Source organism: Aurantiacibacter sp. D1-12, assembly GCF_028858515.1.
Lineage (GTDB): Bacteria > Pseudomonadota > Alphaproteobacteria > Sphingomonadales > Sphingomonadaceae > Alteraurantiacibacter.
This window is the reverse complement of the sequence record NZ_JAPJZJ010000003.1, coordinates 373595-395531: the sequence shown is the minus strand read 5'-3', so window position 1 is coordinate 395531 and position 21937 is coordinate 373595. Positions and strand designations below refer to the sequence as shown.

The 21937-nt window shown below is 60.8% G+C and carries 21 protein-coding genes and 1 tRNA gene; 8 read left to right on the top strand and 14 right to left on the bottom strand.

Translation table 11 applies throughout. The features are described 5' to 3' along the window. Nucleotides 1-4 precede the first annotated feature (4 nt). Nucleotides 5-607 (top strand): TlpA family protein disulfide reductase, encoded by a 603-nt coding sequence (locus OOZ52_RS08850; RefSeq protein WP_274698146.1) that lies wholly within the window; start codon nucleotides 5-7, stop codon nucleotides 605-607. On the opposite strand, the gene OOZ52_RS08845 is transcribed toward OOZ52_RS08850, so the two are convergent. Continuing rightward, nucleotides 589-1791 (bottom strand): FAD-dependent oxidoreductase, encoded by a 1203-nt coding sequence (locus OOZ52_RS08845; RefSeq protein WP_274698145.1) that lies wholly within the window; start codon nucleotides 1789-1791, stop codon nucleotides 589-591. The genes OOZ52_RS08850 and OOZ52_RS08845 overlap by 19 nt on opposite strands. A gap of 61 nt (nucleotides 1792-1852) precedes the next feature. Between OOZ52_RS08845 and OOZ52_RS08840 the strand changes: the two genes are divergently transcribed. Together OOZ52_RS08840 and OOZ52_RS08835 are read left to right on the top strand one after the other, a co-directional pair. Continuing rightward, nucleotides 1853-1928: transfer RNA gene (locus OOZ52_RS08840), tRNA-Val, on the top strand. Between the two features lie 141 nt (nucleotides 1929-2069). After that, the gene (locus tag OOZ52_RS08835) at nucleotides 2070-3047 is read left to right on the top strand and encodes an asparaginase (protein ID WP_274698144.1); all 978 of its coding nucleotides are present in this window, start codon (nucleotides 2070-2072) and stop codon (nucleotides 3045-3047) included. A gap of 12 nt (nucleotides 3048-3059) precedes the next feature. Here OOZ52_RS08835 and OOZ52_RS08830 read toward each other — a convergent pair whose 3' ends face one another. Further along, nucleotides 3060-4070, bottom strand: coding sequence for a winged helix DNA-binding protein (locus OOZ52_RS08830; protein WP_446698120.1), 1011 nt, complete (start codon nucleotides 4068-4070; stop codon nucleotides 3060-3062). A gap of 135 nt (nucleotides 4071-4205) precedes the next feature. On the opposite strand from OOZ52_RS08830, the gene OOZ52_RS08825 reads away from it, so the two are divergent. After that, nucleotides 4206-4763, top strand: a complete 558-nt coding sequence (locus OOZ52_RS08825) for an RNA polymerase sigma factor (protein WP_274698143.1) — start codon at nucleotides 4206-4208, stop codon at nucleotides 4761-4763. Further along, nucleotides 4760-5134, top strand: a complete 375-nt coding sequence (locus OOZ52_RS08820) for a DUF6768 family protein (protein ID WP_274698142.1) — start codon at nucleotides 4760-4762, stop codon at nucleotides 5132-5134. The genes OOZ52_RS08825 and OOZ52_RS08820 overlap by 4 nt, the downstream gene beginning before the upstream one ends. Here the strand turns inward: OOZ52_RS08820 and OOZ52_RS08815 are convergent, their stop codons facing one another. Further along, nucleotides 5135-6424: an adenylosuccinate synthase gene (locus tag OOZ52_RS08815; RefSeq protein ID WP_274698141.1), complete on the bottom strand. Its 1290-nt coding sequence runs from the start codon at nucleotides 6422-6424 to the stop codon at nucleotides 5135-5137. A gap of 175 nt (nucleotides 6425-6599) precedes the next feature. Here OOZ52_RS08815 and OOZ52_RS08810 point away from each other — a divergent pair, with 175 nt between their 5' ends. Further along, nucleotides 6600-7556: an inorganic phosphate transporter gene (locus OOZ52_RS08810; protein ID WP_274698140.1), complete on the top strand. Its 957-nt coding sequence runs from the start codon at nucleotides 6600-6602 to the stop codon at nucleotides 7554-7556. On the opposite strand, the gene OOZ52_RS08805 is transcribed toward OOZ52_RS08810, so the two are convergent. The 3 genes from OOZ52_RS08805 to OOZ52_RS08795 form a co-directional block, all read right to left on the bottom strand. Further along, complete coding sequence (locus OOZ52_RS08805; protein ID WP_274698139.1) at nucleotides 7553-8665, bottom strand: ATP phosphoribosyltransferase regulatory subunit; 1113 nt, start codon at nucleotides 8663-8665, stop codon at nucleotides 7553-7555. The genes OOZ52_RS08810 and OOZ52_RS08805 overlap by 4 nt on opposite strands. Before the next feature lie 25 nt (nucleotides 8666-8690). Next, nucleotides 8691-10286, bottom strand: coding sequence for a phosphoglycerate dehydrogenase (gene serA, locus OOZ52_RS08800; protein WP_274698138.1), 1596 nt, complete (start codon nucleotides 10284-10286; stop codon nucleotides 8691-8693). 93 nt (nucleotides 10287-10379) lie between these two features. Continuing rightward, entirely contained in the window at nucleotides 10380-11540 is a 1161-nt protein-coding gene (locus OOZ52_RS08795; protein ID WP_274698137.1) for a phosphoserine transaminase, read from the bottom strand. Between the two features lie 197 nt (nucleotides 11541-11737). Here OOZ52_RS08795 and OOZ52_RS08790 point away from each other — a divergent pair, with 197 nt between their 5' ends. Continuing rightward, a complete protein-coding gene (locus OOZ52_RS08790; RefSeq protein ID WP_274698136.1) occupies nucleotides 11738-12463 on the top strand; it encodes an extensin-like domain-containing protein in 726 nt (241 codons plus the stop codon). A 97-nt stretch (nucleotides 12464-12560) separates the two neighbouring features. On the opposite strand, the gene OOZ52_RS08785 is transcribed toward OOZ52_RS08790, so the two are convergent. From OOZ52_RS08785 to OOZ52_RS08750, 8 genes are all read right to left on the bottom strand, one after another. Next, nucleotides 12561-13271: a response regulator transcription factor gene (locus tag OOZ52_RS08785; RefSeq protein ID WP_274698135.1), complete on the bottom strand. Its 711-nt coding sequence runs from the start codon at nucleotides 13269-13271 to the stop codon at nucleotides 12561-12563. A 191-nt stretch (nucleotides 13272-13462) separates the two neighbouring features. Beyond that, nucleotides 13463-14218 (bottom strand): proteasome-type protease, encoded by a 756-nt coding sequence (locus OOZ52_RS08780; protein WP_274698134.1) that lies wholly within the window; start codon nucleotides 14216-14218, stop codon nucleotides 13463-13465. Beyond that, nucleotides 14215-15039 (bottom strand): transglutaminase family protein, encoded by an 825-nt coding sequence (locus OOZ52_RS08775; protein WP_274698133.1) that lies wholly within the window; start codon nucleotides 15037-15039, stop codon nucleotides 14215-14217. Before OOZ52_RS08775 ends, OOZ52_RS08780 begins: the two co-directional genes overlap by 4 nt. Nucleotides 15040-15055: 16 nt before the next feature. Further along, nucleotides 15056-16000 (bottom strand): alpha-E domain-containing protein, encoded by a 945-nt coding sequence (locus OOZ52_RS08770; protein WP_274698132.1) that lies wholly within the window; start codon nucleotides 15998-16000, stop codon nucleotides 15056-15058. A gap of 15 nt (nucleotides 16001-16015) precedes the next feature. Further along, nucleotides 16016-17446, bottom strand: a complete 1431-nt coding sequence (locus OOZ52_RS08765; RefSeq protein WP_274698131.1) for a circularly permuted type 2 ATP-grasp protein — start codon at nucleotides 17444-17446, stop codon at nucleotides 16016-16018. A gap of 83 nt (nucleotides 17447-17529) precedes the next feature. Then, nucleotides 17530-18330 (bottom strand): esterase/lipase family protein, encoded by an 801-nt coding sequence (locus tag OOZ52_RS08760; RefSeq protein WP_274698130.1) that lies wholly within the window; start codon nucleotides 18328-18330, stop codon nucleotides 17530-17532. A gap of 104 nt (nucleotides 18331-18434) precedes the next feature. Next, nucleotides 18435-18968 carry a DUF3617 domain-containing protein gene (locus tag OOZ52_RS08755; RefSeq protein ID WP_274698129.1) on the bottom strand — a complete coding sequence of 178 codons (534 nt, stop codon included), beginning with the start codon at nucleotides 18966-18968 and terminating at the stop codon, nucleotides 18435-18437. Nucleotides 18969-19147: 179 nt separating this feature from the next. Next, nucleotides 19148-19750 carry a DUF3617 domain-containing protein gene (locus tag OOZ52_RS08750; protein ID WP_274698128.1) on the bottom strand — a complete coding sequence of 201 codons (603 nt, stop codon included), beginning with the start codon at nucleotides 19748-19750 and terminating at the stop codon, nucleotides 19148-19150. On the opposite strand from OOZ52_RS08750, the gene uvrB reads away from it, so the two are divergent. After that, nucleotides 19749-21935: an excinuclease ABC subunit UvrB gene (gene uvrB, locus OOZ52_RS08745; protein WP_274698127.1), complete on the top strand. Its 2187-nt coding sequence runs from the start codon at nucleotides 19749-19751 to the stop codon at nucleotides 21933-21935. The genes OOZ52_RS08750 and uvrB overlap by 2 nt on opposite strands. Nucleotides 21936-21937: the final 2 nt, after the last annotated feature.

Below are 21937 nucleotides of genomic sequence, written 5' to 3'. Positions count from 1 at the left end.
ATCCGTGGCCAAGATCAGCCTTTCTCGTTTCGCCGCTGCCTGCCTTGCTGCAGGCCTGCTTGCCGCGTGCGATAACGGCGGCGACGACGCGGCGCAAGAAAGCACCACTGTCGATGCTGAAAGCAGGGCTGCGGCCTTGACGGGCACGCTGGACCGCAGCTTTGTGGGCGAAACGATCCCAGAAGTGACGGTAGAAGACCCATCTGGCGAGACACTGACGCTCAATGAAATTGGCGAGCCTGTGCTCATCAACCTCTGGGCCACATGGTGCGCACCGTGCGTGGTGGAAATGCCGCTGCTCGACGAGCTGGCCGCCGATCTGGAAGGCCAGGTACGCGTGCTCACCATCAGCGAAGACTTGCAGGGGGCAGAAGCCGTGGTGCCCTTTTTCGCCGAGCGAGACTTGCCAAACCTGCCGCAATGGATGGACCAGCAGAACACGCTCGCATTCTCCTACGGCGGCGGCGCGGTCTTGCCGCTCACCATCCTCTACGATGCCGAGGGCCGCGAGGTCTGGCGCGTGATCGGCGCTTACGATTGGGAGACTGCAGAAGCGCGCGAAGAGGTGCTGGAAGCGCTCGTGCCAGTTCAGGAAAGCGCCGAATAGTCCGGCACTTCAAGTTCAAGCTCGCCGAGCCGCGCCCCTACCAGCCCAGCGACCAGATTCGCCTTCAGCCGCGGCCCCGGCGGAATACGCGATGCAGGTGCCATGAAGAGGTCTCTGAAAAGCGCGGGCCAGATCGAACCGGACTGGAATGGTGGAGTAAACATCCACGCCAGCGCCTGATAGAGCCGGACGTGTGACGATCGCAGAGCAACGTACCGCTTGAGCGCGTCCTCAAGGCTGTCCGTCTGCGCAATTGCTACCGCCAGCCCGCGCGCATCGAGCAGCGCCATATTGGCGCCTTGCCCCAGTTGCGGGCTCGCCGCATGCCAGCTGTCACCGATATGCACGAGCCGGTCACCGATGGCGGCAGGACTGGTGCGGTGGGAATAACGCGCAAAGGCGAGCTGGTCGGGCTCGGTCAGCTGCACCATCACCGGCTCCAGCGCAGGCCAGAGCGCGCAAACCTGATCGTGAAAGGCTGCCATTCCTGCATCACGCCACGCCGGAAAATCTTCGCCTTTCAGCGACCAGAAGAAGGCCGCCTTGCCCTGCCCGACCGGAAGCAGACCAACCATCTGGTCTGCACGGCGATAGCGCTGTTCCAGCAATCGCGGATTGAACGGGCCTGACGAGGGCCAGTCGACCGTCGCCCACAAGGCACCGTATGGCAGCGTCGCACTGGCAGGTGGGACGAGTGTCGACCCGACTCCAAGCGCATCGACGACCAGATCGAACGCAGGCGACTGCGGCCTGTCTGCAAAATGGAGTGTGCGGCCTCCGCTCCCGAGCTCGGTCCGATCCACCTCACGCCCGGTTTCTACAGTAATGCCTGCCTTCTGCACCGCTTCGAAGAGCACGTCGAACAAACTGCTGCGGTGGATGCCGATGCCGACTGCTTGCGGGAACGACAAGTCGGCATAGGCAGCCTCAAGCACAGGCTCGTCTTCCGTGTTAAGGCCCAGCAGCGCGTCAACCGGCGCACCAAGGCTGAACACTTGGCCTGCAAGCCCGAGCGAATCGAGAACGCTCAACCCGGTCGGCTGGATCATCAGCCCCGAACCGACAGGCTTGGGCTCGGCAAATCGCTCGAACAGTGTCAAGCGGTGTCCCTGGCCATGCAGCATCAGGGCTGCGGAAAGCCCTCCAATCCCGCACCCCGCAATCGCAATGTCGATTTTCTGCATATTTCCCCTTTTGCGCAGCGTAACCTTACGCTAAGGCGCGCTCCGCTACACGCAAGTGTACGGGCGATTAGCTCAGTTGGTAGAGCATCTCGTTTACACCGAGAGGGTCGGCAGTTCGAGCCTGTCATCGCCCACCAGTTTTTCATGACACGTGAATGCCCGCAGGGACATTCACGGCTGAAAAACTCCCAAGCGCAAGCGTAGGGTCGCTACGCGAAAACTCCCGAGCAAAGCGAAGGGTTCTGGCGTTGTTGGTAACGGCACGCTAACGGCGCTGTATGAGCAAACCCCACATCCTCGTCCTTGCGACCGGCGGCACAATTGCCGGACAAGCGGGCTCTGCCACACGGCGCGACTATCGCCCCGGTCAGATTGATATCGTCGATTTCCTGGCAGAATTCGATACGCTCGGCGTCGATACACGGCTGGAAGGTCGGCAAGTCGCCGCCATCGATTCCGCGAATATCGGGCCCGACATCTGGCGCGAACTGCATGCTGCCTGCATAACGGCAATGGACGATGCCGAATGCGGCGGCGTGATCATCACCCATGGCACTGACACGGCAGAAGAGACCGCCTTCCTGCTCGATCTGACGCTGCCGACAACCAAGCCGGTTGTCGTGGTGGGCGCAATGCGACCTGCCGACGCGGTTGGCAGCGACGGGCTACGCAATTTTGTCAATGCGGTGCAGGTCGCCGCAGACCCGGACGCGGCAGGCCGCGGTGTGATGGTCGTTATGGGGGACACCGTACTCGCCGCGCGCGACGTGCGAAAGGCGCGGACGAGCGGTGCCAGCGCTTTCGAAGGGTTTCCGCGTGGGCCCATTGCGCTCGCCACCCCCTCCTCTGTCGACTGGTTATCACCGCCTTGGCGCGTGATGGAAGAACCACGCTTCGCCTTCCCCGATACGTTCCCTCCGGTGCCGATCCTGCATGCCTTTGCCGGTATGGATGCCGGATATGTGCAGCACGCGGTATCCGCAGGGGCAAAGGGCATCGTGCTGGCGGGCATGGGTGAAGGCAATGCACCGGACTCTGTACGGGCTGCTCTGACCGAAGCGGTGAGTCAGGGCATTCCTGTCGTGCGGGGAACACGCGTGGATGAGGGTCTGGTGGAGCTGGAACCGAGCGATGCGGATGACGGTTTCATCGCCGCCCGTGCTCTTGGCCCGGCAAAGGCGCGCATCCTGCTGCAGGTATTGCTTGCAAACGGCGTGGCCGATCAGGCGAAGGCGCAGGCAGCCTTCAACCACTAAGCAACGCACAAACTAGGCAGTGCAGAGGACCTGTCGCCCTACCTCTTCGAAGTAGCGCGCCATGGCATCCACGGCCTTGTCGGTCAGGTCGATAAAAGCACGGCGGCGATCTGTATCGTCCTCCACCCGCTCGAACAGGCCGGCCTCGGTCATCTGTCCGATCCAGCGCAGCGCGGTGGTGGGCGGCACACCCGATGCAATGCAAAGCGAGGTAACGCAGACGCGCTGATGCTCGACGCGGGCGGCCGTCAGATCGAGCAGCATGTCCCACGCAGGATCGGCAAACAGCTCTTCATCGAGGTACTTGGCTCGTGCCTTGCGCTGGGCGATAATCTGCCGGACCAGCCGCGCATCGGGAAGCGGCGGACGCGGTTTGCGAACCAGCTCTCCGGTGGCGCGAAGTCCCTGCGAAACATAGCCATCCGCCTCATATCCATCACCCGGGCTTTCAAACCGGAAGGCCCCGCCATTGCGCGTCTTACCCGTGCCCCATGGCTTTGGCGTCTCGATCTTATCCAATCGCTCGGCAATATGGCCTACCTGCTCGGTCAAGCGCAGCAGGGTGAGACGATCATCCTCGGAGAGTTCGCGCAGCCGGAGTTTGGGCATTTCCGCGAGCACACGGCCAAGCGCAATCACCCGCTCTGCGCGGAGTGGTGCGACGAGTATTTGCGGATTGGACTGCGCGCAGCATCCGAACACTGCATCAAGCGAGTCCAGCTCGGTCGAAATCACCAGCCGCGCCCCCGATTGCGCCGCTCTGGTATCAAGCCGCGCAAGCGTTGCCATCGCCGCGGCATCGGGCTGCGGACAGTCGACCAGAATGACCTCTCCCAGCACCGTGGCATCGCCAGCAAGCAACTGGGCAAGATTGCCGCATTCACGGATCTTGAATCCGGCCTGCACCACATCCTCCCCCATCTCGCCGCGCAGCAGATCGCAATCGACGAAGATCGATACGGAAATGGGCAGCCCCGCTGCATCCGCAGCCATGTCATAGGCAAAATCAGCTGAGGCCATCATACATTCCTTCGCTCTCAATACGACTCACACCGCGAAACATTTTAAGAACATAAAGGGATCATGTAAAGTATATCAGTATTTTTTGGCGCACAGTTGAACTTTTCAGCTCGCCCGGAGGACTAACCATGTGAAAGCATGAAAACAGGGTGGACATTGGGCCAGACGCAGCAAATTCTCGACGAGTATCTCGTCACTCTGGTGTGGAACGGGGACCGTTCTGCAGCGGAAAGGCTTGCGCGCCGATGGCACCCGCGATTGCTGCGCGCAGCACGCAGAATGCTCGGTGATGCCGAGGCCGCTCATGGAGCCACACAGGACAGCTGGCTCGCCATCATAAAGAGCATTCACCGGCTTTCGGACCCGGCCCGCTTCGCGCCCTGGGCGTTCACAATCCTGCGCCGCAAATGCGCCGACGTGATCAAACACTCGCAATCGAGGCGCGCCGTCATGGATGATGGTGAGCTTCCCGATGCGGCTAGCGATAGCGCAACCAGCGAAGACAGCGCGGCAATCGCCCAAGCCTTTGCCGCGCTGCCGCCCGATCAACGCCTCGCCGCGCACCTGTTCTTTGTCGAGGGACTGACACTCGCCGAGCTTGCCGAAGTGCAGGCCATCCCCGTCGGGACAGCCAAGTCCCGCCTTTTCCACGCCCGCCAGAAGTTGAAGGCGGCCCTTTCAGGAGAAAACCCATGACCGATATCGATGATCGCATCCGCGACGTACTGGATGCCGATGATCAGGCGTTCCTCAAGGAGCTCGAAAGCGACCGCGGCCTGTGGCGGCAGATCGGAGACAGCCTGACCGGCCCGATGGGCGGCTGGGCAAAGATGGTCTTCGCGATGAGCTTCGTTTTCGGCCTGCTGCTGATCTTCTGCTTTTATAAAGTCGCCACCACGCACCACCAGTTTGAGCACCTGATGTGGGCGATTGCCGCGCTCGCCGTGCTGATAATGCAAGGCTTCATGAAAGACTGGTTCTTCAGCCGGATGAACATGCTGAACATCCTGCGCGAGGTAAAGCGCCTGCAAATTCAGGTGGCGATGCTAAGCGACAAGCAGGACTGATCAGTCCGCGAAAGGATCGCGCACGAGGATCGTATCGTCGCGCTCGGGGCTGGTCGAAACGCTCGCCACAGGGCATTCGATCAGCTCCTCGATCCGGCGGATATATTTGATCGCCTGCGCCGGAAGGTCCGCCCAGCTGCGTGCGCCCACGGTGGTGCCTTCCCAGCCTTCGAATTCTTCGTAGATCGGCTCGACCGCTGCCTGCTCGGCGGCATGAGAGGGCAGATAGTCGAGCACCTTGTCGCCCAGCTTGTAGCCGGTGCAGATCTTGATTGTTTCGAACCCGTCGAGAACGTCAATCTTGGTCAGCGCGATGCCGGTCACGCCGGAAAGCGCGCAAGTCTGGCGCACCAGCACCGCATCGAACCACCCGCAGCGGCGTTTGCGCGCGGTGACGGTACCGAATTCATGGCCACGCTCGCCCAGTCGTTGGCCGGTTTCATCCTCAAGCTCGGTCGGAAACGGGCCGCTGCCCACGCGGGTGGTGTAGGCCTTCACGATACCGAGCACGAAACCCGCGCTACCCGGGCCGAGGCCCGATCCGCTGGCGACGGTGCCGCTCACCGTATTGGAGCTGGTAACGAACGGATAGGTCCCGTGATCGACATCCAGCAGCACGCCCTGCGCGCCTTCGAACAGGATCTTGGCGCCGCTCTTCTTCACATCGTTCAGACGCTTCCACACGGGCTGCGCGAACTGTTGTACGAACGGGGCGATTTCCTTCAGGTCGTTGATCAGGCGTTCGCGGTCAATCGGCGGTTCGTTGAACCCGGCGCGAAGTGCATCGTGGTGCGCACAAAGGCGATCGAGCATCGGGGTGAGCTGATCGAGATGTGCAAGGTCACACACGCGGATCGCACGGCGCCCCACCTTGTCTTCATAGGCCGGGCCAATGCCGCGACCGGTCGTGCCGATCTTGCCCGCACCCGCAGCGGTTTCACGCAGTTGGTCAAGATCACGGTGAATCGGCAGGATCAGCGGGCAATTGTCCGCAATGCCGAAGTTCTTAGCGGTGATGGACACACCCTGGCTTTCCAGCTTGGCAATCTCGTCTCGCAAGGCCCACGGGTCGAGCACCACGCCATTGCCGATCAGGCTGAGCGTTCCGGTCACAATACCGCTTGGCAGAAGGCTCAGCTTGTAAGTTTGGTCACCCACCACCAGCGTGTGCCCGGCATTGTGGCCGCCCTGGAAGCGAACGACCGCATCTGCGCGGGTCGCCAACCAGTCTACGATCTTGCCTTTGCCCTCATCGCCCCATTGGGCGCCGATCACTGTGACATTTGCCATGCGGTGAATCCTGCAGTCTTTCAGCCAGTGCGCGCCCTAGTCGCTCGCGCCAACAGGAGCAATGGCATAGGCCCTGAACAGGTGGAAAAAGCCACTGTGCAAACCACTGTAACCAAGCCTGGTACGGCGGCGAACACTCCCTGACAATCAGGGGAGAAATCCAATCACTATCGTCTTGCTGCTGGGTTTTGCAGCGCTTTTCCTTGCCTTCAGCAACGGCGCCAACGACAATTTCAAGGGCTTCGCCACGATCTGGGGGTCGAAAACGCTCCCCTATCGTCGCGCGTTACTGCTCGCGACCATTGCCACCGTGCTGGGCGGTCTCGCCTCGGTCGTGCTGGCCGAGGGACTCGTCTCGCAATTCTCGGGCAAGGGCTTGGTAGGAGACGATCTCGCCGGCCAGCCGCGTTTCGCGCTTGCTGTAGCTAGCGGCGCGGCAGCAACAGTCATCCTTGCGACGCGGCTGGGCTTTCCGATCTCCACCACGCATGCACTGGTCGGAGGGCTTGTCGGCGCGGGTGTTGCGCTGAGCGAAGAGGCCATCAATCTTGGTAATCTTGGTAGTGGTTTCGTAGTGCCCTTGCTGGTGAGCCCGTTCATGTCGGCTGGGCTTGGCCTTGTATTCTACTGGCTGCTAAAACGTTTCAAACGATCGCATCCGGGCGCTAAGCCTGCCGAGACGCCGATCGCACGCGGGCTCCACCTGCTATCGGCCACAAGCATCTGCTTTGCTCGCGGTGTGAACGATGCGCCCAAGCTCGCCGCGCTGCTGGTGGGGACGCAGTTGCTCGATGAAAGCTTGGCAGCTCTTGGCGTAACGGTCGCGATGGGCATTGGTGGATGGTTGCTCTCGCGCCGCGTAGCCGAAACGATGAGCCACAAGATCAACCGCCTCGATCATGCACAGGGAACCACCGCGAACCTTGTTACCGCCGGGCTGGTACTCGGAGCAAGCCGGTTCGGCCTGCCGGTTTCGACCACGCACGTATCGGTCGGCTCGATCATCGGCACGGGAGCCAGCGCAGGGACGCTTGACCTGAAAGTGGTGCGCAACGTGCTGGGCAGCTGGGTACTGACCCTGCCGACCTCGGCGGTCATTGCGCTTGGCGTCGGGTTACTGATCCAGAGCTAAAGCGGTTTCGCCTCACCGCCCTCAAGCGTGTGAGTGCAGCCCAGCGTCTTGCCATCATCATGGTCTGAGAGCGCCGCAACAGTGCGCCAACCTTCGCCGCGAAGCCTGGCCGCTACCGTGCGATCATGGCCGAGTGGCAGGAAGAGCTTGCGCCCCAAATCCTCGTCCGCCTTCACCGCTTCGATCAGTTCCTCAGGGTAGAGCGAGAAGCCGGTTGCGACTTCATCCGATCCGCCGATGCGATAGGTACCACCGCGCCCCAGCGCGCCGCGAACGCCGTCTGCGTAGAGCGTGAAGCCAAGCCAGCTCTGGTATTCAAAACCGTGGCGTTCGGACGGGTCGAGCGTGATCCGCGCGCGTCCTTCGAGGCCTGCTGCAATCTGGCGCAAGGCAGCGATCCGCGTATCGAGCACGCCCGAGATATCAATGGCATCGAGCTTGTCTACTGCTTCCGCGAAGGAACCAGCAGCATGGATCAGTGGCAGATAGGCCTCTCCGCCTGCCTCAACGAGACCGCCTGCGTCCTTGGCATCAAGTTCGCGCACCACGGCTTCGCGGGTTGCGGCATCAAGCGGTAGCGGACCATCGGCGAGCGTTTCCACCAGGTCGGGCAGCGTGAAATCGACCGAAATCCCGCTCGCCCCTGCCGCTTCCAGCGCTTTGATCGCCAATGCGACCACTTCGCCAGCCGCAGCCACGCTATCGACGCCGATCAGTTCGGCACCCACTTGCAGATTCTCCCGGCGCGGATCGAGCATGTCGCCCGCAATGCGCGCCACCTGACCGGCATAGCAAAGCCGCAACGGGCGCGGCGCATCGGCCAGACCCGTGGCGGCAATGCGCCCGACCTGCACCGTCATGTCAGACCGCAAGGCAAGGCCGCGCAGACTCTTGGGGTCGACAAAGCGGAACAGGTTGCGCGTTTTCACCCCGTCCATGCGGGCGGCCATGCTCTGTTCGAACTCGATCAGCGGCGGACGCACACGGTCATACCCGTGCGCATGCATCGCATCGAGCATCCCGCGCTGGATACGCACCGCAGCCGCCGCGCTTTGCGGCAACCGGTCTTCGAGCCCTTCGGGCAGCAGATCTTGTGTCGGATCGGTCATGCCGCGCTCCATAAGCGCAAGAAGATCAGAACGAAAGCGCCCTCACCTTCTTCACGCCCTCAAGCGCACAAACGGCATCCTGCACATCTTTGCCCGGTGCCTGATCGAGCGACAACAGCAAAACAGCGTCTCCACCGCGATGCTTGTCCGGCAGGCGGCGGCCAAGGTGGAAGTTGCCGATGTTGACGCCCGCATTACCCAGTACCGAACCGAGACGACCGATAAAGCCCGGCGTATCCTCGTTCACGATGTACATCATGTGGCCTTCCAGATCTGTTTCGATCCGTGTTCCGGCGATCTCGACCAGCCGCATTTCACTCTCGCCAAACAGGCTTCCGGCGACTTCGCGGCGACGCTCTGGCGTCTTGGCGATCACGCGCAGAAGTGTGTGATAGTCGCCCTCGTCATTGTGCCGCACTTCGCGCACGTCGAGCCCGCGTTCCTTCGCCAGGATCGGCGCGTTGACCATGTTGATACTGTCCGACCAGCTGCGCATCATGCCCGCCAGCACAGCAGAGGTAATCGGCTTCATGTTGAGCTCGGCTGCAGCTCCCGAGACCTCAATGGCGATCGAGGTCACGTCCGGCCCTTCTAGCTGGCCGACCAGCGAACCGAGCTTTTCGCCCAGCGTGATGTAGGGCTTGAGTCGCGGCGCTTCCTCGGCACTCAGGCTCGGCACGTTGAGTGCGTTCGTGACCCCGCCGCTGACGAGGTAGTCGGCCATCTGTTCGGCCACCTGCAGCGCGACATTGACCTGCGCTTCGGTGGTCGAGGCACCGAGGTGAGGCGTACAGATGAAGTTCGGCGCACCGAACAGCGGATTATCGGTGGCGGGCTCCTCTGCAAACACGTCCAGCGCAGCGCCGGCAATGTGCCCGCTTTCGAGCAGGTCCTTGAGCGCCGCCTCATCAATCAGTCCGCCACGCGCGCAGTTGACGATGCGCACCCCAGGCTTGGCTGCTTCGAGCCGCTCCCGGCTGAGGATATTGCGCGTCTCGTCAGTCAGCGGCGTGTGCAACGTAATGAAGTCGGCACGCTCGAGCAGCTTGCCCAGATCGACCTTCTCCACTCCCAGCTCCATCGCACGCTCTGGCGTCAGGAACGGATCGTAAGCGATGACCTTCATGCGCAGCCCCTGCGCGCGGCTGGCAACGATGCTGCCGATATTGCCCGAACCAATCAGGCCGAGCGTCTTGCCAGTGACTTCGACACCCATGAAATCCTTCTTCGGCCATTCGCCCGCCTGTGTACGGCGGTTGGCTTCCGGGATCTGCCGGGCGAGCGCGAGCAGCATGGCAACCGCGTGCTCGGCAGTCGTAATCGAATTGCCGAACGGCGTGTTCATCACCACAACGCCATGACCGCTGGCCTTGGGGATATCGACATTGTCCACGCCAATCCCGGCGCGGCCAATCACCTTGAGGTTGGTAGCCGCTTCGAGGATTTCTGGTGTAACCTTGGTAGAGGAACGGATGGCAAGGCCGTGATAGTCACCAATGCGCGCCTTCAGCTGTTCGGGCGTTTCGCCGGTGATCACATCGACATCACAACCGCGCTCTTCAAAGATACGCGCGGCGTTGGGGTCCATCTTGTCGGAAATGAGGACTTTGGGTTTGGTCATTGTTACCTCGTCATCCCGGAAAAAGCCGGGATCTGTCTCTTAAACTTGGGAAATTGCGGAACGCGATCCCGGCTTTTGCCGGGATGACGCCAATCAGAGATTGCCGGCCTTGAGCTCTTCGTAGGCCCATTCGATCCACGGCAGCAGGCGGCGGATATCTTCGGCTTCCACCGAACCGCCACACCATATCCGCAGGCCCGGAGGGGCATCGCGGTAGCCGTTGAAATCGTAGCCCACGCCCAGCTCTTCGAGCTTGCCGGCGATCGTCTTCGGCACAGAGGCTTTGTCCTCTTCGGACAGGCCATCGTACCACTCGCCCTGGAAGACCATGCACACACCGGTGTTGGTCTGCAGCGCCGGATCGCCCGCCATGTTGCGCAGCCACGGGGTGGCTTCGATCCAGTCTTTCACGATGCGCGAATTGGTGTTCGCACGCTCGATCATGGCAGGCAGGCCGCCGATCGACTTCGCCCATTCGAGCGCCCAGATATAGTCTTCGACCGCCAGCATCGAGGGCGTGTTGATCGTCGCCCCTTCAAAGATTGCGCGGTTGAGCTTGTCGCCCTTCTTCAACCGGAACAGCTTGGGCAGTGGCCATACAGGATCGTAGCTTTCGATCCGCTCTACAGCCCTGGGGCTGAGGATTAGCATGCCGTGCTGGGCTTCCGATCCCATGATCTTCTGCCAGCTGAAAGTCGTCGCATCGAGCTTCGCCCAGTCCATCTCCATGGCGAAGATGGCGCTTGTGGCATCGTTGATCGTAACACCCCTGCGGCCTGGCTCCAGCCAATCCGTGTTCGGAATTTTCGCGCCCGAAGTGGTGCCGTTCCAGGTGAACACCACATCATGATCCTGCGGGATGGTGGCGAGATCGGGAATTTCGCCGTAGTCCGCTGTCAGCGTGGTCAGGTCTTTCAGCTTGAGCTGTTTGACCGCATCTTGAATCCAGACATTGCCGAAGCTTTCCCACGCCGCGACCGTGGCCGGGCCAGCGCCCAGCATCGTCCACATCGCGCACTCGAGCGCACCCGTGTCGGAGCCCGGCATGATGCCGACGAGGTAATCGTCGGGCACGCCCAGCAATTCGCGCGTCAGGTCGATCGCGTATTTCAGGCGTGTCTTGCCGATCTTGGAACGGTGCGAGCGCCCAAGGCTGTCGGTCGATAGTTTGGAAGCGTCCCATCCCGGCGGCTTGGCCGTGGGTCCGGACGAAAAGAAAGGACGCTCCGGACGGAGCGCTGGCATGGTAGTCATCGATATTCTCTCCTTGCAGAGAGCACGCGCGGCGTTGGGACCGCGTGGCCCACTGGCCGCACTAATGGTGCGCCGCACAAAGTCAAAGGTTACTTCAGAAACGATCAACAGTGTTCATGGCGAGGCAAATACGTTGTCCTGACGTTAACCATTAGTGCGAGAGCAAGATTAACCACTGTAAGTGCATGCAATGCGCTATGAAACGTGTATTGACCCTCAGCCTCGTTAGCCTTGCTTTGACAGGGTGTTCGCTTGTGCCACAGTCCGATTATCAGCCGCGCGAGCGCAGCTCTGCCGGTGTGAGCACTGCTCCAACACGCACAAGCGTACCTTCATCGAACCGGCGAGTGACGATGCAGCCCGCGCTTGCCATGCGATCTTCTGATGCGCAGTGTCTCAGCCAGTTGAGCGAAGCCGGCGCGCGCTTTGATGCTCTGCCGGACCGATATCAGGATCAGGGCTGCAGCACGCTCAATACCGTGCAAATGCACGCGCTGCAGGGTGACAGCGGGCAGCTGGATGTCAGCAATCTTGGCCCGGTCACATGCCCGGTTTCGGCAGCATTTGCCGGTTGGGCCCGCTTCGGCGCCGACCGCGCTGCGCGGCAGATTTTCGGCCAGCGGCTCGCCAGCATCCAGACGATGGGCAGCTATTCGTGTCGCAATGTCGCAGGCACTTCGCGCCGCTCGGCCCATGCCAGCGCAGCGGCGATCGATATCGGTGGGTTTGTTCTGGCCGATGGTCGCCGGATCAGCGTCCAGTCCGGCTGGAACGGCAGTGCGCAGGAACGCGAGTTTCTCCGCGTCGTGCAGCGCAGCGCCTGCCGCCGGTTCAAGACCGTTCTCGGCCCGGACTACAATGCCGCGCACCGCGACCACTTCCACGTAGAAGGTGTGATTGACGGCAACTCGTACTGCCGCTGATTAGTGACGCCTCTCGAATAGGACGCAAAATAAGACGGGCGACCCGGATGGATCGCCCGTCGCTTCACTCTTGCCAGTGAAGTAAGGACTATTTTTGTCAGCCCTGCGGCGGCGGGATCAGCACCTCTTCGAGCATGACGCTGCTAACGCCGCGCTGCCTTGCTGGCGGAGGCGTCACCCCACCCCCATCCTTTTTTTTGGCTTCTTCAAGCCCCACTTCCAGCCGGAGACGTACTGCTTCGGCAGCATGGTTTGCTCCAAGCTTATCCATCATGTTGGCGCGGTGAATTTCTACGGTCCGCGGACTGATCTCAAGCTCGCGCGCGATGGCCTTGTTCGAGCAGCCTTCGCTCAGCCAGTCGAGCACTTCGCGTTCGCGGTTGGAAAGCGCACCGATGCGGCGGCGCGCATCGATCAGTCGACGACGCGCCTCTGCATGGCGGCCCGCATCGTTGTGCACATGGGCGATCATGCGGCGCAGCTCTTCTTCTGTCAGAGGAAGCGTGAGGAAGTCGAGTGCGCCCGCCTGGATAGCCTGCACAACCTCGTCCACCCCGGGCTCTTCCCGCGCGGCGACCAGCGGGATCCAGATGCCGTGATCGGCCATCTCTTCAAGCAGCGCGCCGATCCCGTCTTCGACTACGTCTTCTGACGCAACGATCACTCCGTCATTCGGCGGCCTGTCGAGCAGCTCGACAAGGTCAGAGTAGACCTCGGCATGATGGCCCATTGAAAGGACCAGGCGCGATTGGCTTGCGCGGGAGCGGCTGTTACCGCCGACGATGTGCATGGTAAGACGCTGTTCCATGCAGTTGAATCTGAACCCAAAATTTGGATTTTACATTCCGTAATACTACGGATTCGCACCTATCGGCTGTTAACAAGTGCGCTCATCCGCAGAATTCCGCCAAAAAATTTCGTCCGAAACGGATTTTACAAGTGGAAAATGCTTAGGCAATCGCCACAGTCTGTCGCAAATATACGATTTCGTTCAACTGATTAGGTAGTTTTACGGGGGTCCGCAAAGCTATAATCGGGCAACGAATGGAAAGCCGAACGTAACGCATCGCCCCATTTGCTGGAAATCGCATCAAAGTATGGATCATCATACTCGATGCGTCGCTCATGCGATGGTGCAAACGAATCGCGCTCAATCACCATAAGATCTAGTGGTAGGCCGACAGAGAGATTTGCCTTGAGCGTGGAATCGAAGCTGACCATCAGCAACTTCACCGCATCTTCAAAGCCCATATCGCGATCATAACCGCGGATGATGATCGGGCGCCCGTACTTGGTCTCGCCAATCTGGAAGAACGGCGTGTCAAAGCTCGCTTCGATGAAATTGCCTTCGGGGTAGATCATGAACAGGCGCGGCTCCATGCCAGCGATTTGCCCGGCAAGGATTATCGACGCGGTAAAGCGCCCCTTCCCGCGCGCGCCATTTGCTTCCTGCGTCTGCGTGATCGTTTCGCGCAGCAATTTGCCTGCTTCAACCGCGACTTGAAACATGCTGGGAAGCTCCAGCAACCCGTTCTGCCTGTCTTCAGGTGCCTTTGAACGTTCTTCAAGCTTGCTGATGACTGCCTGCGTCGTCGCAAGATTGCCGGCCGTCATCACCGAAATGATCCGCTCCCCTGGTACGGTCCATGTATGCATCTTGCGGAACACGGAAATATTATCGACGCCCGAATTGGTGCGCGTATCGCTCATCAGGACCAGGCCCTTATCGAGCACCATGCCAACGCAATAGGTCATTGTTGCTGCTGTTCTTCCACTTGTTGCTCAACCGCGAGATCAACCGAAAGGTCTTCCGTCACCGCGCCAAAGCTGATCCCAGTAATCGGCGCGGCATCGCGGTAGTCGCGTCCCGTCGCCACGCGCACATAGCGCGGATCGGGGCTGATGCCATTGGAAATGTCAAAGCCGACCCAGCCCAGCCCCTGCACATATGCCTCAGCCCAGGCATGGCTGGCTTCCTGTTCCACCCGGTCGTTCATCATCAGATACCCACTGACATATCGCGCGGGGATTTCCAGACTGCGTGCGGCGGAGATGAAGATATGGGCGTGGTCCTGACAAACGCCCCAACCTTCTTCAGCAGCCTCTTCGGCCGTGGTCGTCACCTGTGTTGTCCCGGTGCCATATTCGACATTCTCGCGGATCACGCGGGAAAGATTGTGCAACGTATCGACCATGCCGCCCTCGCTGCGCTCTACTTTGGCGATGAGAGATTTGATCTTCGGTCCAGGCTTGGTGAGCGGCGTCTGGCCGAGGAATGCCCACAGCGGCAGGTGCCCCGCGTGCGCGCCGATGACGCCCGCACTATCTTCTGTATCGACACGGCCTTTGCAGGTGACAACAACCTCGCGCGCACCCTCCTCTACGGAAACGAGCGTGACGTGATTGAAGTTCTGGTCATCGTAATGCAGCTCTTCCTTCGCGCCTTCATATTCCATGTCCCATTCGAGGATCTTCTGCCCCTGCGTTTCCTTGGGCGTCAGGCGCAGGCGTTGAACCCCGTGGGTAACGGGATCGCGGAAGCGATAGCGGGTCGAATGGCGGACGGCGAGGCGCATGGTCTGTCTGGTCCCCTTATGAATTGAACCGGTAATCGGAAGCGATGGCATTGGCGATCGACTGGTTTCCCGCGATAAATTCGATCAGAAATTCGTGCAGACCTTGGTCGAACACATCTTCCACGCTCTTGTCGTTGAGGCGCATATCAGCTGCACGCATCAGTTCATGCACTTCGGCCTCGCCACCATGCAACTGTGCCAGCTCGGCCAGGTTCTCGCGCATGACCGAGTAAGAAAAGAGCAGCGAGCGCGGGAAGCGGTCATCAAAGATCAGGAAGTCGGCAATCGAGCGTGCATCCATGCGGCCCGAATTCAGCCAACGGTAGGCGCGTTCTGCCGATAGCGACCGGAGCACGGTGTCCCATTGCCCGGTATCAAGCGGCGTCCCGACATAGCTGAGCGAGGGCAGCAGCAGGTAGTACTTCACATCAAGGATACGCGCGGTGTTGTCGGCCCTCTCCAGAAACGTACCCAACCTCGCGAAGCTGTAGGTCTCGTTACGCAGCATGGAGCCATGCGTGGCACCGCGTGTCAGCGTGCTTTCACGTCGCACGGCTCCCAACGCGAGGTTGAGATTGCTTTCCCGCACAGGCTTTGCAAGCAGATCGCGCAGAGCCATCCACCCTTCGTTGATCGCTTCCCAGACTTCTGCGGTGATGGAAGTGCGGCTGACGCGGGCATTGGTGCGCGCCCGTTCCAGCATCGACAGCACATTTTCAGGATTGTCCTTCGAGCGCAGGACAAAGTCGCACACGTGCGCGCCCGCGTAATCGTCATAGTGCGTTTCGTAGGCGCTGCGCAGGCCGAGGGTGGTTAGCACGGAGCGCCATTCCTGCACCGCCATGTCCTCGCTGCGGGTCATGGTCATGCGATGCCCGGCTTCGAGCAGGCGCGCAGTATTCTCTGCCCGTTCGAGGTAGCGGTACATCCAGAAGATGCCACTGGCTGTCCGGCCTAGCATGATGTGCACCCCGCCTCAGTCATCGAGCACCCAGCTATCCTTGGTGCCACCGCCCTGGCTGGAATTGACCACCAGCGAGCCTTTCTTGAGCGCCACGCGGGTCAGGCCGCCCGGCGTGATGTCCACGCCATCGGGTGAGCAGAGCACGAATGGCCGCAAATCGACATGGCGCGGCGCGAGGCCTTTCTTAGTGAAGATCGGGCAGGTCGAAAGCGAAAGCGTCGGCTGCGCAATGTAGTTACCGGGATCGGCTTCCAGCTTGGCGCGAAACTCCTTGATCTCTTTCTTCGAAGAGGTCGGGCCGATCAGCATGCCGTAGCCGCCCGAGCCGTGAACTTCCTTCACCACTAGCTCTGCCAGATTGTCGAGCACGTATTTCAGGCTGTCCGGATCGGCACAGCGCCACGTATCAACATTGGGCAGCAGCGCCTTCTCGCCGGTGTAGAATTCGACGATATCAGGCATGAACGAATAGATCGCCTTGTCGTCCGAAATCCCGGTGCCCGGCGCGTTGGCGATGGTGATGCCGCCCGCGCGGTACACGTCCATGATGCCCGGCACCCCGAGCATGCTTTCGGAATTGAAGGTGAGAGGATCGAGGAAGTCATCGTCCACGCGGCGGTAAAGCACGTCGACCGGCTTGAACCCCACGGTGGTGCGCATCTGGACCTTGCCGTCTACCACGCGAAGATCGCTGCCCTCGACCAGTTCCGCACCCATCTGGTCCGCCAGAAAGGCGTGTTCGTAATAGGCGGAATTATAGATGCCCGGCGTTAGTACCGCGATCGTCGGCTTGTCCGATGCCCCTTCGGGCGCACAGGCGGCAAGGCTCTTTGCCAAACGGCGCGGGTAGTCCGAAACAGGGAGGACCTTCACCTTGCTGAACAGCTCCGGGAACATGGCCATCATCGTTTCGCGGTTTTCCAGCATGTAGGAAACGCCGCTGGGCGTGCGGGCATTGTCTTCCAGCACCATGAATTCATCAGGGCCGGTACGCACCAGATCGATGCCGGTTATGTGGGTGTAGACACCGCCCGGCGGCGTAAAGCCGACCATCTGTGGCAGCCATGCCGAATTGTTGCGGAACAGTCGTTCGGGCAGCCGACCGGAGCGGATAATTTCCTGCCGGTGATAGAGATCGTGCATAAAGGCATTGAGCGCCCGCACCCGCTGGTCGATACCCTTGGAAAGCCGCCGCCACTCGCCGCCGGTGATGATGCGCGGCACCATGTCGAAGGGGATCAGCCGCTCCTCGGCATCATCCTCTCCATAAACGTTGAAGGTGATGCCGGTCTTGCGAAAGAAGCTCTCCGCTTCGAGCGTCTTCCGGCGCATCATGCCGTCTTCCTGTCCGGACAGCCAATCCTGATAGCCGCGATAGGCTTCGCGCACCGAACCATCGGGCGCGTGCATCTCGTCAAAATGTTGCTTCTCGGAAGCGGTCATGGATCCCCGTTGGAGGCGCTGCTGGCATAACGCACAGGCAAGTCATACGCGGCGGCGTCATCCAAACAAAGGCTGACCAGGCTTCAGGTTCCCGGGGCCTCGAGTTCCCGGGCAAGCGCTTCGATGCACTCGGCATCGTTGGGAAACATCAGGTGCGAGCATCGCAATGCCAGCGCGCGATCGCGTTCATGCGGCAATCCGCTCGCCGCACGGCGAGAGATCACCCCGTCGCGCGGGCTCCAGAAAGCCACAGTCTCGACGGGCGGCTTTGTCCGCGTATCAGCGTCGATCGGAGGCGCCTCTACCGAGTGGCCCGCAACCACTTGATAGGGCCGCCAGAAATTGTTCGAATAAGGCGAATGACTGAAGGGCGAACCCATCGAAATCACCTTGTCGACGTGCTCGGGCACGACCTTGGCCACCTCGCGTGCGAAGACACCGCCCATGCTCCAGCCGATCAGGACGACTTTCTGTCCGTAGCGCTCGTGCACATCGCAGACGCGGGCCGAAAGGTTATCAATGATATCCGCCTTCACGCCGAGATTATGCCCCATGCCCCAGCGCTTGACCGTATGGCCCGCGCGTTCAAGCTGGTTGGCCATGTAGCGCATGCGGTTGGGACCTGTCGCAAAACCCGGCAGCAGGATCACGACACACGGCGTGGTCGCCTCTTTGATAACAGGCGCATCACGAAATGGCCGGGTCAACGGCTCCGAGAATGATAGCAGCTCAGCAAAGAAATAGCGCAGCGGCGGCGTGTGCGCATCGTCAGGCTGCGTGCCACGCAGCAAGCTGAGACGATGGCGCAGGGCATCACCAAACTTCATCGGCACAGCGCTTTCGGGCGCGGCGCGGAAGGCGGAAGAGGGTTCGATAACCGACACATTGTGACAGTTATATGAAACAGCCCTGACCACAAGTGAATGGCCAGGGCTGTCATAAATCTGCAAAATTTAGGCTCTGCCGGATGGCAGGCAGTGCGCGAAACCTATTCGCAGTCGCCGGCTTGCTCGGCCACGACCTGCATGCTCACCGTACCTTCGCCTGCCGCGGTCGGCAGAGTGTAAGTCAGGCGCAGATTGGAACCACCCTCTGCAGTGCGGCCCGAGATATCGACGCGGCCGTTGAGCCCGATATCGGATTCACACATCATCGCACCATCCAGCGTGTTGCCGTCAGCAACGAAGCGCGAGAGCGTACAATCGGATTCGGTCATTTCGGACAGCCACCGCTCGCGCGTCATCTCTTCGGTCACACAGAACGAGTGCCCCTCTTCAGCGCCGGCTTCGAATTCCGAAATGGCTTCCGCCACGGCAGCTTCGGACATGCCCGGTGCATCAAATTCGTTGAGCTGCAGGCGAATGTCATACTGGCCCGGCTGCGGCATTGCGCCGTTGTCCTCAATCACGGGCGCAACATCTTCTGCGGCCAGCTCTTCATCGGTCAGACCTTCGTCTACATCGTCTCCGCAAGCGGCAAGCGCAACGGCGGCGATCAGCGGCAGAGCTTGGAAAAGGCGCATGTTTATCCCTCAAATCTTGGCGAGCAGGGTGTCCTGCACGAATTGAAGGCACGGGCTATCAAGCGGCAGGGAGGCTGCCAATCGCGTTAAGCCTGATTTCGCGGTGTTTTTCCGGCGCGTCCCAAAACCGGGCAGTGCTTCAGGCAGGCATTACTTTGTAAAATTCGAAGGTGTGCCCCTTAGCAGTCGCCGGTTCGCGTCCCTTCCTGGACTGCGATGACGCGAATTGAGTGGGGATTGTCATCTTCTGGCAGAACCGTGGTCCCTTCCATGGAAACGACCATCCGATATGACGTCGCATCAAAGTTCACGCGAACATCGAAACGCGGCGTGAATTCCATCCCGCCTTCGCTCAGATCGCAGCGGCCGGAGCCTTCGGCGCTATCATCGTCAAAGGTGTATTGCTCCATCGTGCACTGGCCGCCCGTGCGCGAGCTTAGATCCCGTTGCTGCCAGTCCGCATCGATAAACAGCGGCTCTCCGCATTGGCTTTCGGTCTCGTTCAGCGCGGCGAGCTGCGGAGGGAAGTTCTCAGGCGGAATAATCATCCCGTCCACCGTCATACTATCCAGACTGGCGGCGACTTCCCAGGTCCCGCGCTCGGGCACGTTTTCCGGCACATCCGCCGCACAAGCGGACAGTGTGACCAGCGCGAACAACGGCAGTGCAAACGGACGCATCATGAACTTCCCCTCTTTCAGGCGGCATGATGCGCCAAGATGGTAAAGATCGGGCAAACCGATGTTGCCAATCCGTTCCGCTTCTCCCATATCGCGGTGCATGGCTGAACTCGTTATCCGCAGAGGTCTGGAAGAACCCGATACGACAGGCGAGTTCACGCCGCACAAGCCTGCGCGTCCGGAAAAGTCGCTGCCGGGCAAGAAGTTCAAGCTCGTCTCGGATTACGAGCCTGCGGGTGACCAGCCGACCGCTATTGCCGAGCTGGTGCAGGGCGCGAAGGATGGCGAGAAAACGCAGACGCTGCTGGGCGTCACCGGATCGGGCAAAACCTTCACCATGGCCAAGGTGGTTGAGGAGCTGCAGCGCCCTGCTCTTGTCCTCGCCCCGAACAAGATCCTCGCCGCGCAGCTGTATGGCGAATTCAAAAGCTTCTTTCCCGAAAACGCGGTCGAGTATTTCGTCAGCTACTATGACTACTACCAGCCCGAAGCCTACGTCCCGCGCTCAGATACCTACATCGAGAAAGAAAGTAGCGTAAACGAGGCGATCGACCGGATGCGCCACTCGGCAACCCGTGCGTTGCTTGAGCGTGACGACGTGCTGATCGTGGCCTCGGTCTCATGCCTCTACGGTATCGGCTCGGTCGAGACCTATTCGGCGATGATCTTCGACATCAAGCGCGATGACACGGTCGATCAGCGCGAACTCATCCGCAAGCTCGTCGCCCTGCAATACAAGCGTAACGACACCGCCTTTGCCCGCGGCTGTTTCCGGGTGCGTGGTGACAATCTGGAACTGTTCCCGAGTCACCTTGAAGACACCGCATGGCGGATCAGCTTCTTCGGTGATGATATCGAGGAGATCGCTGAGTTCGATCCCCTCACGGGCAAGAAGGGCGAGACGCTAGAGAAGGTCCGCGTTTACGCCAACAGCCACTACGTGACGCCCGGCCCGACGATGAAGCAGGCGAGTGAGGCGATCAAATTCGAGCTGCAGGAACGGCTGAAGGAGCTGCACGAAGAAGGTCAGTTGCTCGAAGCCCAAAGGCTGGAGCAGCGCACCAATTTCGACCTCGAAATGATCGCAGCCACCGGCAGTTGCAACGGGATCGAGAACTACTCGCGCTTCCTGACAGGCCGCCTGCCGGGCGAGCCGCCGCCCACGCTGTTCGAATACCTGCCCGAAAACGCGCTGCTCTTCGTGGACGAAAGCCACCAGACCGTGCCGCAAATCGGCGCGATGGCGCGCGGGGACCACCGCCGCAAGCTGACGCTCGCCGAATACGGCTTCCGCCTGCCTAGCTGCATCGACAACCGCCCGCTGCGCTTCAACGAGTGGGATGCAATGCGCCCACAAACCTTCGCGGTCTCCGCGACCCCCGGCAGCTGGGAAATGGAGCAGACCGGCGGCGTATTCGCCGAACAGGTGATCCGACCCACCGGGCTGATCGATCCTCCAGTCGAGGTGAAACCGGTCGAGGATCAGGTGCAGGATTGCATTGCCGAGGCGAAGGCGACCGCCGCCAAGGGATACCGCACGCTCGTCACCACGCTGACCAAGCGCATGGCCGAGGACCTCACCGAATTCATGCACGAGCAGGGCGTGCGCGTGCGCTACATGCACTCGGACGTGGAAACGCTCGAACGTATCGAGCTGATCCGTGACCTGCGGCTCGGTGTCTATGACGTGCTGATCGGCATCAACCTGCTGCGCGAAGGGCTCGACATTCCCGAATGCGGGCTGGTGGCGATTTTGGATGCAGACAAGGAAGGCTTCCTGCGTTCCGAGACTTCGCTGATCCAGACCATCGGCCGCGCCGCGCGCAACGTCGATGGCCGGGTGATCCTCTACGCCGATCGCATCACGGGCTCGATGGAACGCGCAATGGCGGAAACCGAACGTCGCCGCGAAAAGCAGCGCGAGTTCAACGAAGAGAACGGCATCACTCCGCAAACGATCAAGCGCGCGATTGCCGATATCGTAGCCGACACCGCCAGCAAGGATGGCGTCACCGTCGATACCGGCGATGACGAGGTCAACAACCTCGTCGGCCACAACCTGCGCGCCTACATCGAAGACCTCGAAAAACGCATGCGCGCTGCGGCAGCGGATCTGGAGTTCGAAGAAGCCGGGCGCCTCCGCGACGAAATCCGGCGGTTGGAGAATGATGAGCTTGGTCTGGGCGATGGGGAGAAGAAGGCGCCGGTGGTGGGCAGGAGCAACGAAGGCAAGCCGGGGACGCGGAAGCTGCGGTATGGGAAGACGCAGCGGAAGTTCGGGAAGTAGGG